Annotated in this window: 12 protein-coding genes; all 12 read left to right on the top strand. The window is 65.0% G+C overall.

Features of this window, described 5'->3' with window-relative positions; translation table 11 throughout:
* Positions 1–45: 45 nt before the first annotated feature.
* The 12 genes from UB31_RS16245 (at position 46) to UB31_RS16190 (ending at position 13,268) form a co-directional block, all read left to right on the top strand.
* A complete protein-coding gene (locus UB31_RS16245; RefSeq protein WP_045006410.1) occupies positions 46–471 on the top strand; it encodes a CBS domain-containing protein in 426 nt (141 codons plus the stop codon).
* Positions 472–576: 105 nt separating this feature from the next.
* Positions 577–1,596 (top strand): 2-dehydropantoate 2-reductase, encoded by a 1,020-nt coding sequence (locus tag UB31_RS16240; RefSeq protein ID WP_045006560.1) that lies wholly within the window; start codon positions 577–579, stop codon positions 1,594–1,596.
* Positions 1,597–1,607: 11 nt separating this feature from the next.
* Positions 1,608–2,381: a fumarylacetoacetate hydrolase family protein gene (locus tag UB31_RS16235; RefSeq protein WP_045011838.1), complete on the top strand. Its 774-nt coding sequence runs from the start codon at positions 1,608–1,610 to the stop codon at positions 2,379–2,381.
* Positions 2,382–2,614: 233 nt separating this feature from the next.
* Positions 2,615–4,054: a coiled-coil domain-containing protein gene (locus tag UB31_RS16230; protein ID WP_245305997.1), complete on the top strand. Its 1,440-nt coding sequence runs from the start codon at positions 2,615–2,617 to the stop codon at positions 4,052–4,054.
* A 48-nt stretch (positions 4,055–4,102) separates the two neighbouring features.
* Complete coding sequence (locus tag UB31_RS16225) at positions 4,103–4,819, top strand: hypothetical protein (protein ID WP_045011572.1); 717 nt, start codon at positions 4,103–4,105, stop codon at positions 4,817–4,819.
* A gap of 173 nt (positions 4,820–4,992) precedes the next feature.
* Entirely contained in the window at positions 4,993–5,196 is a 204-nt protein-coding gene (locus tag UB31_RS16220; RefSeq protein ID WP_045011571.1) for a hypothetical protein, read from the top strand.
* Positions 5,197–5,249: 53 nt separating this feature from the next.
* Positions 5,250–5,900, top strand: a complete 651-nt coding sequence (locus UB31_RS16215) for a hypothetical protein (RefSeq protein ID WP_045011570.1) — start codon at positions 5,250–5,252, stop codon at positions 5,898–5,900.
* Positions 5,901–6,231: 331 nt separating this feature from the next.
* Positions 6,232–7,227: an NAD(P)H-dependent flavin oxidoreductase gene (locus UB31_RS16210; RefSeq protein WP_045011569.1), complete on the top strand. Its 996-nt coding sequence runs from the start codon at positions 6,232–6,234 to the stop codon at positions 7,225–7,227.
* Positions 7,228–7,252: 25 nt separating this feature from the next.
* Positions 7,253–8,221 carry a zinc-binding dehydrogenase gene (locus UB31_RS16205; protein ID WP_045011568.1) on the top strand — a complete coding sequence of 323 codons (969 nt, stop codon included), beginning with the start codon at positions 7,253–7,255 and terminating at the stop codon, positions 8,219–8,221.
* Positions 8,221–9,228, top strand: a complete 1,008-nt coding sequence (locus tag UB31_RS16200) for an alpha/beta hydrolase family protein (RefSeq protein WP_245305996.1) — start codon at positions 8,221–8,223, stop codon at positions 9,226–9,228. Before UB31_RS16205 ends, UB31_RS16200 begins: the two co-directional genes overlap by 1 nt.
* A 109-nt stretch (positions 9,229–9,337) precedes the next feature.
* Positions 9,338–10,711 (top strand): cation diffusion facilitator family transporter, encoded by a 1,374-nt coding sequence (locus UB31_RS16195; protein WP_045011567.1) that lies wholly within the window; start codon positions 9,338–9,340, stop codon positions 10,709–10,711.
* A 226-nt stretch (positions 10,712–10,937) separates the two neighbouring features.
* A complete protein-coding gene (locus UB31_RS16190) occupies positions 10,938–13,268 on the top strand; it encodes a PAS domain-containing sensor histidine kinase (protein ID WP_045011566.1) in 2,331 nt (776 codons plus the stop codon).
* Position 13,269: the final 1 nt, after the last annotated feature.

Below are 13,269 nucleotides of genomic sequence, written 5' to 3'. Positions count from 1 at the left end.
AATGTATACCACACTTGCCCTCATCATTCACCTAGGGAGGTTGCAATGCTGGTCGGAGACATTCTGCGCAAGAAGACGCCGCGCGTTGTTACGGTGCGAATGAACGAAACGGTGGGTATCGCCGCCAAGCTGATGCGCGCCAACAATATCAGCGCGCTGGTGGTAAAGGATGTGGTCCGCTCGGAGGGTAACACCGCCGTCGGCATGTTCACCGAGCGCGACGTGGTGCGCGCGGTCGCCGAGCACGGCGCCAACGGCGTGAATGTAAAAGTCTCGCAGCTCGTCTCGGTGCAGCAGCTCGTCTCCTGCACCTCGAGCGACACGATCGAGCATGTCCGGCACCTGATGAACCGGAATCATATTCGGCACCTGCCGGTCATCGACGATTACAGCCTCGTCTCCGTCATCAGCATGCGCGACATCGCCGCTGTCGTCGACGAAGCGATCAACGGCACGCCGCAAGCAGCCTAAAGCAACAAGACCTTTCCCCTGCGACTGCCGGCCCCGGCTCGGATCCTTCCGAGCCGGACCGGATCCTTCGTCCCGAAATTCCGGTTTTTGCCCTTCGAGGATTTCATGAAGATCTGCATCTACGGCGCCGGCGCGATCGGCGGATATCTTGGAGTGCAGCTCGCGCGCGCTGGCGCCGACGTCAGCCTCATCGCGCGCGGTGCGCACCTGGCCGCGATGCGCGAACATGGCCTGACGCTGCTCGCCGGCGACGAGAAGCATACGGTTCATCCGCGCTGCACCGACAACCCCGCCGAGCTCGGCGTGCAGGACTACATCATCATCACGCTGAAGGCGCATTCGATCACCGGCGTGATCGAGAAGATGCAGCCGCTCCTGGGCCCCCACACCCGCATCGTCACCGCCGTCAACGGCATTCCCTATTGGTACTTCCACAAGCACGGCGGCGCTTATGAGAACGCGACGCTGGAGAGCATCGATCCCGGCGGGCGGCAGTGGCGCGAACTCGGCGCCGAGCGCGCCATCGGCTGCATCGTCTATCCCGCGACCGAGATCGAGGCGCCCGGCGTGATCCGCCACGTCTACGGCAACAATTTTCCGCTCGGCGAGCCCTCGGGCGAAATCACCGCCGACGTGCAGCGTCTCGCCGACCTGTTCGTCGCGGCCGGCCTGAAGGCCCCTGTGCTCGACCGCATTCGCGACGAGATCTGGCTGAAACTCTGGGGCAATGTCTGCTTCAACCCGATCAGCGCGCTGACGCACGCAACGCTCGACGTGATCTGCACCGATCCGGCCACGCGCGCCCTGTCGCGCGCGATCATGATGGAGACGCAGGGCATCGCCGAGACCTTTGGCGTCAAATTCCGTGTCGATGTCGAGCGCCGCATCGAGGGCGCCCGCAAGGTCGGCGCGCACAAGACCTCGATGCTGCAAGATCTCGAGCGCGGCCGCCCGATGGAGATCGATCCGCTCGTTACCGTGGTGCAGGAGATGGGCCGCTTGACCAAAATCCCGACGCCTGCGCTCGACTCGGTGCTGGCGATGGTCACCCAGCGCGCCCGCATCGCCGGCCTCTATGACGGCGTCACCGCGCCCTCCGATCCCCGCGCACTGGCGGTGGCGTGATGGCTGGCGAGATGAAGAAATGGCTCCGCTTCCGCCACGCCGGCACAACCGGCTTCGGCACACTGACGCTATCCGGCATCAGCGTGCATGACGGCGAGATGTTCGGCCGCAATGCGCCGAACAGCAAGACACTCGCACTGTCGGAGGTCGAACTGCTGGCGCCGTGCGCGCCCAGCAAGATCGTCGCGCTCTGGAATAATTTTCACGCGCTCGCGGCCAAGCTGAACCAGCCCGAACCGCCGGAGCCACTTTACCTGTTAAAGGCCACCACGAGCATCACGACGCCCGGCTCGGTGATCCGCCCTCCGGCGTCCTATGACGGCAAGACCACCTATGAGGGCGAGCTCGGCATTGTCATCGGCAGGACCTGCGCCCGCGTGTCCCCGGCGGAGGCAGATAGCTTCATCTTCGGCTACACCTGCGTCAACGACATCACCGCCAACGACATCCTGACCCGCGACCCGACCTTCCCCCAATGGGCCCGCGCCAAGGGCATCGACGATTACGGCCCGTTCGGCCCGGTGATCACGACCGGCCTCGATCCGGCCAAGCTCGTGGTCCGCACCATCCTCAACGGTGCGGAGCGGCAGAATTATCCGATCGCCGACATGATCTTCAGCGCGCAAGAGCTGGTCAGCAAGATTTCGCACGACATGACCCTGCTCCCCGGCGATCTCATCGCCGTCGGCACCTCCGTCGGCGTCGGCGTGATGAAGGAGCCGGTGAATATTGTGACGGTTTCGATCGACGGCATCGGCGAGCTGACGAACGAGTTTCGGCTGTAACAGCAAGCGCGGTGCCGTAGCGCGGATGAGCGTAGCGACATCCGGAAAACTCGCATCCACAACAAAAGTCCCGCATGTCGCTGCGCTCATGCGGGCTACGAGACTCCCCCTAGCCTCGGGAAAACCTGGTAATCCCGGCACGGCCATCCACCGTCGGCCCGGCCGCCGCGCGCGCCCCGCACACACCCGCACCCCCTGCCCCTTGATCTCGGTTCCGCTCTCCAATAGCAATCATGGCGAGATTGTGCCGGCGTGAGGGCGTCACGATGTGGCTGTTTTTCCTGGTTGCCTGGTTTGTGCTGCTCGCCGCCATCGCGCTTCTCGCCCCGCAGGCGTTCGGTTACGACGTCGCCCATCTGCCCGCCCTGTTCGCGGGCCTGCCCGTGCCGCAGCGCATCGCAACCGGCGCGCTCCTGGCCACGGCCTTGGCGCTGATCGGCGCGGCGACCTGGCGGCTTTCGCGCCAGGACCGCAGCCTGAAGACGCTCCGCGATCGCCTCAAGAAGACCCGGGAAGACGTCGTCGTTGCCCACGCCCTGCAAAACCACCTGGATGCGACGGTCCAGCACCTGATCGAGAGCGACCCGCGGGAGGCCGTTTCCGCCCTCCACGACAAGCTGGGCGAGACCGAGCAGCGCGCGCTGCTCCAGCAAGGCCGCAACCAGTCCACCGACATGCACGACCAGCTTGCCGAAATCCGCCGCCGCCAGCAGGCGTTGCGGGAGATGGTCGGCAAGGTCGCCGATCAGCGCCGCGCGGTCGAGCCGGTCTTCACCGAGATCCGCGACCGCCAGAACCAGCTCGAGCGCTCGCTGCTCGACCTCGAGACCGACGACCGCAAGAACAACCTCGCTGACCGGCTGAAGGACATCGCGCGCGACGTATCGACGCTGCTGTCGCGGGTCGGCGTGGTGCAAGACACATTCTCCACGCTCAACCAGTACAAGGAAGATCTGGCGAAATCCCACGCAGAGCTGGTGCCGCTGCGCTCATCTGATGCCGGCATCAACGCCCTGATCGGCGAATTGGGCCTGAGCCATGAACGCCTCGCCAAGACCGTCGATGAGCTCGAGACCGGCGGCGAGGCGCCGCTCAGCGCACGCGTCGAAACACTGTCGCAGAACAAGATCGAGATCGAGCAGCGCCTCGCCCGCATCGACGACAGCGCCAACATCCTGAAGGCGATCCGGCTCGATTTCGAGGAGCTCGGCCAGCGCCAGGCCCAGCTCGAGCGCTCGCTCGCCGACGTCGAAACCGACCCCGATGGCAAGACGCTTGCCGACCGCCAGAACGCGCTGAACGATTTTGTCATCCAGTCGCGTCAGCGCCTCGGCGCCTTGCAGGAGACGCTGGCGACGCTGAACGTATTCAAGGCGGAGCTATCGAAGTCGCAGGCCGATCTCGTCCCGCTCAAGGCGCCCGTGTTCGGCATCGAGGCCCTGATCGCGGACGTGAGCAGCACCCGCGATCTCCTCGCCAAGACCGTCGGCGAGATTGAGGCAAACGGCGGCGTGCCGCTCGCCTCGCGGGTGGATGCGCTTACCAAGAGCAAGCGCGAGGTCGAAGACCGGCTCGCGCGCATCTTCGACAATTTCAATGCACTCGATGGCCTGCGCAAGGACATCGGCGGCATCTTCTCGACGATCCGGAATAGCCTGAACCGGATCGGGTGAGCCGCATCAGGTTCGAACCGCGATCTTTATCGGTGCGACCAACAACGCATGCGCTTCATCCTCGGCCTCCTCTCTGCCTTGCTCGGTGCGCTCGCCGGCTGGTCCGGCCTTGCCGCGCTGGTAATCATGCTGGCCGGGCCGGACCGCGATGGCGGCATCGCCATGGGGGCATTCTTCAATATCGGCCCGATCGGCGGCGCGGCCGGCCTGATCGCCGGCATTTGGCTGTTCGTGCGTTTCGGGATCGTTCGGAACGCAACGCCACAGCCCGCCACGGAAACCTCCGACGCCGCGCCTCACCGGGCCACGCGGCTCTCCACGCCTTTTGCCGTCACCGTTCTGCTCACCGTGGCAATCCTTGGCTATTGGGGGTGGTACGAACTCATCCGTTCGCCCTATCTCAGCCATGGCTACATGACGCTCGCAATCGAGTTTCGCCTCCCCGCCGGCATGACCCTGCCGGACAAGGAAGAGGATGTGCAGATCGTAGTCGAGGAAGCGCGGGGATATGCGAACGCGCTGCTGCCTGCGAATTGGCGCGCCCATGATGGCGACCGCAAAGCGATCATTGCCTCTGCCTCGTTGAGTTACAAGACGCGCCAACGCGCGGTCAGCCTGACGCTCCCGGGCGTGCCAACACAGAGCTGGCCGATCGATCTTCCTTCCGATCCCGATCCCACGCCCGGCTTCTCGCCCTGGCGCGTTGCGAGCGAACCTTCGCCCACAAAGATCGAGATGCATTTCCGCCTCAGCGCCGATCGCTGACGAAGGCGCGGCGTGACGTCGAAACATTTTGACACACATCACATCCCCGCGCGCCCGATAGATGCCGCCAACATGTCGCGCGGGTGCCGCACTGTGGACGCATTCCGACGCCCATCTGTGAGGCGTGTCTGGGGGCACGGCTCTGCCGTGTTTGGACCAAACCTTCTAGGGGTATGACTGTGAAGAAGATTGTATTTGTCGTGGGTGCTACGCTTGCTCTGGTGACGGCTGCGAACGCTGCGGATCTGCCGCGCCGGCAGCCCGTGGCGGTCTATCCGGCGGAGCAGGCGCCGATCGGCAAGATGCCGATTGGCAAGAGCCCGATTGGAAAGGCTCCGATCGGCAAGGCGCCGGGCCCGGTCGCGGCGCGCTACTGACGTTAAGTCATCGTTGAATCGGCGTTGAGCAGCGGACAGTCGAGGGGCCAAGCGTGACAAGCAGATCTGAACGATTGGGGCGCCGCCTGCTTGCGGCGCTCACCCTCTCCGTTGTGCTCTCGTCCACGATTCAAGCGGCTTCGGCCCACGAAGCGAACAAGCGCGTCGCCGACGCGAACGCGCTTGTCTCGAACGACGCCGCATCACGACCGCCGCCGCAATCCACCAGGCGGCCTGTCGCGCGCGCGGAAAAAGGTCCCTACTACGTCGACTTCCGCGCGCGGACGGCGGCGAGCTGGGGCCATGCCTTCGTCTGGTACGGCAAGACCAGCGAGCGCGCCGTCGAGGTCGCGGGCCTGACGCCCAAGGGCGACACCTGGACCTACGTGCTCGGTCACCTGACCTGGGTGCCATCCGAGACCGGCGCGAGCTACGGCGATCTCGATCCGGACTATCTGACCGCGAACTATCGCGTCTATCTGAACGAATCCGATGCCAAGCGCGTCTTCGCCTACATCAAGAAGTTGCAGGAGAGCTCGCCGGTCTGGAACGCCGAAACCACCAATTGCACCGGCTTCATCGGCGACATCGCCGAGTACATGGGCCTGAAGGTCCCCTACCGCTGGCAGCGCCCGGAGAACTTCGTCAACAGCCTCAAGGAAATCAACGGCGGCCGCCAGATGGTGCGGCTGTCGGCGGAGTAGCGGAAGCCTTGTAGGCCGCATGTAATCTTAAGACCGTCACCCTGAGGTGCTCGTCCTGCGGCCTGCCGCAGGACGAGCCTCGAAGGGCGACAGCCCGGCCGCATCTCGGCCGTCCATCCTTCGAGGCTCCCCATGGGACGCGTTACGTCCCATGCCTCGCACCTCAGGATGACGGAGTGAGATGCCAATTATCCGTCCCGCGGAATCCCCCTCGCGCTCCGCATGATCGCCCCGCACGTCCCCGCAATAGACTTTTCCCGACCCCAGCGGCATCCTGCCGGCATCAACCGATAACAGAGCCAGCGGGCCACGCGGGCGGGGGAAACAGGTCATGTTGCAGACACGGTTCACGAAACTCGTCGGCGTCGAGCACCCCATTGTCCAGGGCGGCATGCAATGGGTCGGGCGCGCCGAGCTGGTTGCGGCCGTTGCGAACGCCGGCGCGCTCGGCTTCATCACGGCGTTGACGCAGCCGACGCCAGAGGATCTCCGGAAGGAAATCGCGCGCTGCCGCGACCTCACCGACAAGCCCTTTGGCGTCAATCTGACCATCCTGCCCGCGATCAAACCGCCGCCTTACGCCGAATATCGCGCCGCCATCATCGAGAGCGGTATCACCGTGGTCGAGACTGCCGGCAACAAGCCGCAGGAGCACGTCGACGAGTTCAGGAAGCACGGCGTCAAGGTCGTGCACAAATGTACCAGCGTCCGTCACGGGCTCTCGGCCGAGCGCATGGGCGTCGACGCCATCTCGATCGACGGGTTCGAATGCGCCGGCCACCCCGGCGAGGACGACACCCCTGGCCTGATCCTGATCCCGGCCGCCGCCAACAAGATCAAGATCCCGATGATCGCCTCCGGCGGCTTTGCCGACGCCCGCGGCCTCGTCGCCGCGCTGGCGCTGGGCGCTGAGGGCATCAACATGGGCACCCGCTTCATGGCCACCAAAGAGAGCCCGATCCACCAACTCATCAAGGAGAAGATCGTCGCCAATGACGAGCGCGAGACCGAGCTGATCTTCCGCACCATGCGCAACACCTCGCGCGTCGCCAGGAACGAGATATCGACCAAGGTCGTTGCGATGGAGAAGGAAGGCGCCAAGTTCGAGGACATCCGCGAACTGGTCGCCGGCGCCCGCGGCAAGATGGTCTATGCGACCGGCAATTCCGACGAAGGCATCTGGTCGGCCGGCCAGGTGCAGGGCCTGATCCAGGATATCCCTACTTGCGGCGAGCTCATCTCCCGCATCGTGCGCGAAGCCGAAGCCATCATCCGCAGCCGGCTCGAAGGCATGATCGCTCATCCGAGCGCGCAAGCCGCTGAATAATCACTGCAAGAAGCGAGAGTAGTTCATGAAGGCTTATGTCTATGGCGCTGAGGGCGCTCGGATTTCCGACGTCGCTCAACCAAAACCTAAAGGCACCCAGGTGCTGGTCCGCGTCCGCGCCTGCGGGCTCAATCGCGCCGACACCGGCATGCGCAAGGGTCACGCCCATGGCGCAGCCGGCGGCGTCGGTACCGTGCTCGGCATGGAATGGGCCGGCGAAGTCGCCGAGCTCGGACCAGATGCCAAGGGCGTCAAGGTCGGCGACCGCATCATGGGCTCGGGCGGCGCCGCCTTCGCCGAATACACACTCGCCGACCACGGCCGGCTGTTCCGTGCGCCCTCGAACATGAACTTCGAGGAGGCCGCCACCCTCCCCGTCGCGCTCGCGACCATGTACAACGCCGTCATCATGGTCGGCGGCGTGCAGCCCGGGCAAGCCGTGCTGATCCAGGGCGCAAGCTCCGGCGTCGGCCTGATGGCGATGCAGATCGCCAAACTCAAGGGCGCCAAGCTCGTGATCGGCTCGTCGACCGATGCCTATCGCCGCGGCCGGCTGAAGGAGTACGGCGCCGACCTCGCGGTCGACTCCTCCGATCCCAAATGGGTGGACGAAGTCCTGAAGGCGACCGGCGGCGAAGGCGTCGACCTCATCGTCGACCAGGTCTCGGGCAAGGTCGCCAACCAGAACCTCGCCGCGACGAAGATCCTGGGCCGCATCGTCAATGTCGGCCGGCTCGGCGGCACCCATGCGGACTTCAACTTCGACCTGCATGCCGCCCGCCGCATCAGCTATATCGGCGTCACCTTCCGCACCCGCACCATCGAGGAGATCCGTGAGATCTTCGACGAGGTCAGGAAGGACATCTGGGGCGCGGTCGAGTCCCGAAAGCTGCAGCTGCCGATCGACAAGGTGTACGCGTTCGACGACATCGACCGAGCGTTCGAGCACATGGAGGCGAACAAGCATCTCGGCAAGATCGTCGTGACCCTCTGATGCCGGCCCCGATGCGCTTGCTCGGGCTCGCGATCGCATTTCTGCTGCTCGTTGCCGCCTGCGAGACGCAGGCGGCCGGCATCAGGCGGATCAGGATCGAAGGGAGCGCGACGGGACCGTTGATCGTCGGCGCGGTCTGGTACCCCTGCGCGACATCGGTGCAAGATGCGGGGGACGGCAACGTCGCGCTGTCGGGTGTGAAGGATTGTCCTCTCGCCGGCGAGAAACTCCCGCTCATCGTGATGTCGCACGGCAGGATGGGATGGTTCGGCGGCGGTCACGATATCGCGGCTGCACTGGCAGACGCCGGCTTCGTGGTCGCTTCTATCGACCACCCCAACGACAACGAGCGCAACCACAGCGGCACCGACGGCCTCGAGGTCTTCGCTGGCCGTTCCGGCGACATCAAGCGGCTGGTCGATTTCATGCTCGCCGACTGGCCAGACGCCGGCCATATCGACAGCAAGCGCATCGGCCTGTTCGGCTTCTCGGTCGGCGGCTATACCGGCCTCGTCGTCATTGGCGGCGCCCCCGATTTCCGCAAGGGCCTGCCACGCTGTGCGCGAACCGATCTGCGCGCCCTGCCGGTCTGCGCGCAACTGGAGAACGGCGAGCTTCCGCGTGAGGCCCCCGCGCATGATCCACGCATCAAGGCTGCGGTCATCATCGATCCCTGGCCGGCATTCCTGCTCCCCGCCGATCATCTGTCGGGCGTGACCATCCCCATTCAATTGTGGAGCTCGGATCCGGCACATGAGTCCGACGGCGTATCCGGCTGTTGCGCAGCCATGATCAGGGACGGGCTGGCATCCAAGCCCGAATGGCATCTCGTCGAAAACGCGAACCATTTCGCATTTCTCGCGGTCTGCTCCCCGAAACTGGCGCTGGACGCGCCCAGGATTTGCGCCACCCCTTCGGGCTTCGATCGCGCGGCCTTTCACGAGCGATTCCAACCCGAGATGATTGCCTTCTTCCGCAGGACCTTGAACGAAGCACGCGACCATTGAGCCCACGAAACTCGGAAGCATTCGCAACAGCCCGCTCCTGCAAATCACTAGCGACTACACCTGTGGATCATCGCTTGATGTTCACGGTCGGGCTGCTACATCCCCCGCCATGAGCGCACAGCACAACAAGACATCGGTCGCGGCAATCTCGATCTTCGCCAGCGGCGGCATGGCGGCGGCCAAGTTCGTGGTCGGCATCGCGATCGGCTCGCTGGCGCTGATCTCCGAAGCCCTGCACTCCTCGATCGACCTGGTCGCGACCATCATCACCTGGGCGGTTGTGCGGGTGTCCGACAAGCCGGCCGACGACGAGCACCATTACGGCCATGGCAAGCTGGAGAGCATCTCCGCGCTCGGCGTCACCGCCCTGCTCTACGTGCTCGCCGGCGGCATCCTGGTCCAGGCCTACAGTCACCTTCGTGAAGGAACCGCGCCGCCGACAATCTCGGCCGTGCCGTTCGTGGTCCTGGTGATCGACATCGCCGTCAATTTCTGGCGCGCCCGCGCCCTGCACCGTGCCGCCCGCGAAACCAGGAGCCAGGCGCTTGCCGCGGACGCCCTCCATTTTGCCTCCGACGTGCTCGGCTCCTTCGCCGTGATCATCGGCTTGATCCTCGCCGCCCTCGGCTTCTGGTGGGGTGACGCCGCCGCAGCCGCCGCGGTTGCCGTGATGATCGCGCTGCTCGGTCTGCGCATGGCCAGCTCCACCGTGCAGACGCTGCTCGATCGTGCGCCGGAAGGCGCGCAGGAAAAAGCCACGGACGCGATCCGCAGCGTGCCCGGCGTGATCGACGTCGAGCGGCTGCGGGTGCGCATGGTCGGGGCGACCACGTTCATCGACACCATCGCAAAGGTGCCGCGGACTTACCCGATCGACCGCGTCGAGGAGATCAAGCGCAACGCGCAGGCAGCCGTCGACAAGGCATTCGGCGATACCGACCTCACCTTCACCGCGGTGCCGGTCGCGCGCGACAACGAGACCGTGCGCGACCGTATCATGGTGATCGCGCATAATTCGGGCCTCGCCATCCATCACGTCACGGTCCACGACCTCAGCGGCAAGCTGATCGTCGGCATCGACCTTGAGGTTGGCGCCGAGATGCAGCTCGAGGCTGCCCATGACATCGCCAATACGCTGGAGCGCAATATCCAGGAAGAGTTCGGCGCGGACGTCGAGGTCGACGTCCATATCGAACCCCTGGAACCGGAACTGCCGTTCGGTGTCGATGCCGCACCGGAACGGGTGCAAACCATCGCCGCCGCTCTCACGGAATACGCCACCGGCGGCGAGATCCACGACATTCATAACGTGCGCGTACGCGACACCGAGGGCGGCGAGATCGTCAACTTCCATTGCCGCGCCGCGCCGTCGATGAGCGTGATCAGGGTGCACGAGCATGTCGATGCGATCGAGCGCGCGCTGCGCCGCGCGTTCCCGAGCGTGAAGCGCGTCATCAGTCACGCCGAACCACCGCGCGCATGATGCAGAACGTGCGACGAGTCACACGTTCTCGTTTCGGACTCATTGCAGTACGTAATGTTGCGGGCGACCGACGCGCAAACTCTGCATTGGATAAGAATAAATCCGCATTAACGATTCGTTGACTCTCGACAGCCTGCGAAAACTGGATTCAAATCGGCTTGATTCGGAAGCGACGTGGGGCTGCTTCCGAACTTAAGTTGCAAGCAGGTTTCAGGGGGCCGAAGGCATGGCGCGCGCAGACGCCGCGAACGCGTGCGTCCAATCCGATTCGATCAAAGGATTGGCGCAATCGATCGCGAAACCTGCCTATCATCGGCTGTTGATCGCCGAGCCGGCGCTGCGACGCGCCGTGCCGACGCTCATCATTGCCTTTCTGATCACGATCTGCCTCGGCGCTTTCGTCCAGGTCGTCGATCAGACGCGCCAGAAGCGCCTGGTGATCCGGCACGACATTTCGGCGCTTGCCGACCTGCTCGCCGAGCGTCTCGACCGCCTCACCTCCGCGCGACAGGAGCGGCTGAAGAACATCGAGAACCTGCCGACGCTGCTGCCCGACCTGATCCCGTCCTGGGGCACCGCCTCAGGCCGCCACGTCATCGTCACCTCGGCCGGCGTCGACCGCCGCATCCTCGCCCGCATTCCGATCGACAGCGATCCGGCCGGCAATGACCGCCTGCTCGATGCCATCACCACCGCGCAGCTGCTGGCGGCGCCGCCGCACGACGGCAACATCTCCGACATGACGCTGCCGAACGGCAACGCCGCGATGGCGACCGCGCGGCCGATCAAGTCGCTGCCCGGCCTCGTCACCGTGATCCAGGAGCGCAACGAGCCGATCTGGGGCTCGGATGCGGCGCTCTCGGTGACGCTGTCGGCGACCACCGGCTTCGTCGTCCTGATCCTCGGCTTCGCCTTCCACTGGCAGTCGACCCGTGCCCGCGAGGGCGACCTCATCAACGACGCCGTGCGCGGCCGCATCGACACCGCGCTCAACCGCGGCCGCTGCGGCCTGTGGGACTGGGATCTGTCGCGCGGCCGAATCTTCTGGTCGCAATCGATGTTCTCGATGCTCGGCCTCGACGGCCGCAACGAGCTCCTCACCTTCGGCGAGGTCAACGCGCTGGTGAAGTCCGACGACATCGACCTGTTCGCGATCGCCGACCAGCTCATCTCCGAGAAGATCGACCATATCGACCAGACCTTCCGCATGCAGCATGTCGACGGCCACTGGATCTGGCTTCGCGTCCGCTGCGAGCGGACGCACGCGACGGGCGATTCCGGCATGCACCTGATCGGCATCGCGGTCGACATCACCGAGCAGAAGAGCCTCGCCGAGCGGACCGTGGAGGCCGATTTACGCCTGCGCGACGCGATCGAGACCATTCCGGAAGCCTTCGTGCTGTGGGACGCGAGCGACCGCCTGGTTCTCTGCAACTCGCACTTCCAGCGTCTGCACAAGCTGCCCGACTCGGCCGTCATCCCGGGCACGTCCTATGAGACCGTGCTCGAAGTCGGCCGCATGCCGGAGGTCCGCACCCGCCACAACGAGACCGCAAGCCAGGGCCCGGGCGCGCGCACCTTCGAGGCTCAGCTCGACGACGGCAGTTGGCTGCACATCAGCGAGCGCCGCACCAAGGACGGCGGCTACGTCTCGGTCGGCACCGACATCACCCGGATCAAGGAGCACGAGCAGAAGCTCGTCGATAACGATCTGCGCCTGCGCGCCACCGTGATCGACCTGAAGCGGTCGCAGGCGGCGCTGGAACGCCAGACCATCGAGCTCGCCGATCTCGCCGAAAAGTATCAGCGGGAAAAGACCCGGGCCGAGGAAGCCAACCAGACCAAGTCGAAATTCCTCGCCAATATGAGCCACGAGCTGCGCACGCCGCTCAACGCTATCATCGGCTTCTCCGAGATCATGGGCTCGGGCATGTTCGGCGAGCTGGGCTCAGAGAAGTACCAGGAATACTGCCACGACATCCTGACCAGCGGCCACTATCTGCTCGAGGTCATCAACGACATCCTCGACATGTCCAAGATCGAAGCCGGCCGCATGAAGCTCGACATGGAAGAGCTCGATCTGGCGCAGACGCTGGCGGAGTCCCTGCGGGTCGTCACCGGCCGGGCACAGGACAAGAATCTGACGCTCGATGCCGATATCGAGACATCCATCTCGGTCGTCGCCGACCGCCGCGCCACCAAACAGATCATCGTCAACCTGCTCTCCAACGCGGTGAAGTTCACGCCGGATGGCGGACGCATCGTGGTGCGCAGCCGGCAGCTTGAGGACAAGATTGTGCTGATGATCGCCGATACCGGCATCGGGATTGCACAGCACTCGCTGGCGCGGCTGGGGCGTCCGTTCGAGCAGGTCGAGAGCCAGCTCACCAAGACCTATCACGGCTCCGGCCTCGGGCTTGCGATCGCGCGCTCGCTCGCGCAATTGCACGGCGGCAGTATGCGGCTGCGCTCCAAGCTCGAAGTCGGCACGGTCGTGCGCGTGACCCTGCCGCGCGACGCCATCAAGGCGGCGGCCGGAATATCCGCAGCCGCTTAAG

The sequence above is a fragment of the Bradyrhizobium sp. LTSP849 genome (assembly GCF_000938255.1).
Classification (GTDB): Bacteria; Pseudomonadota; Alphaproteobacteria; order Rhizobiales; family Xanthobacteraceae; genus Bradyrhizobium.
This window is presented reverse-complemented; position numbering and strand designations above follow the sequence as displayed.

Excerpts from the sequence above, each read along its gene's own strand:
- UB31_RS16210 (WP_045011569.1), top strand. The coding sequence starts at position 6,232 with ATGTTGCAGACACGGTTCACGAAACTCGTCGGCGTCGAGCACCCCATT.
- UB31_RS16195 (WP_045011567.1), top strand. The coding sequence starts at position 9,338 with ATGAGCGCACAGCACAACAAGACATCGGTCGCGGCAATCTCGATCTTC.
- UB31_RS16205 (WP_045011568.1), top strand. The coding sequence starts at position 7,253 with ATGAAGGCTTATGTCTATGGCGCTGAGGGCGCTCGGATTTCCGACGTC.
- UB31_RS16190 (WP_045011566.1), top strand. The coding sequence starts at position 10,938 with ATGGCGCGCGCAGACGCCGCGAACGCGTGCGTCCAATCCGATTCGATC.
- UB31_RS16225 (WP_045011572.1), top strand. The coding sequence starts at position 4,103 with ATGCGCTTCATCCTCGGCCTCCTCTCTGCCTTGCTCGGTGCGCTCGCC.
- UB31_RS16200 (WP_245305996.1), top strand. The coding sequence starts at position 8,221 with ATGCCGGCCCCGATGCGCTTGCTCGGGCTCGCGATCGCATTTCTGCTG.
- UB31_RS16230 (WP_245305997.1), top strand. The coding sequence starts at position 2,615 with ATGGCGAGATTGTGCCGGCGTGAGGGCGTCACGATGTGGCTGTTTTTC.
- UB31_RS16235 (WP_045011838.1), top strand. The coding sequence starts at position 1,608 with ATGAAGAAATGGCTCCGCTTCCGCCACGCCGGCACAACCGGCTTCGGC.
- UB31_RS16220 (WP_045011571.1), top strand. The coding sequence starts at position 4,993 with ATGACTGTGAAGAAGATTGTATTTGTCGTGGGTGCTACGCTTGCTCTG.
- UB31_RS16245 (WP_045006410.1), top strand. The coding sequence starts at position 46 with ATGCTGGTCGGAGACATTCTGCGCAAGAAGACGCCGCGCGTTGTTACG.
- UB31_RS16240 (WP_045006560.1), top strand. The coding sequence starts at position 577 with ATGAAGATCTGCATCTACGGCGCCGGCGCGATCGGCGGATATCTTGGA.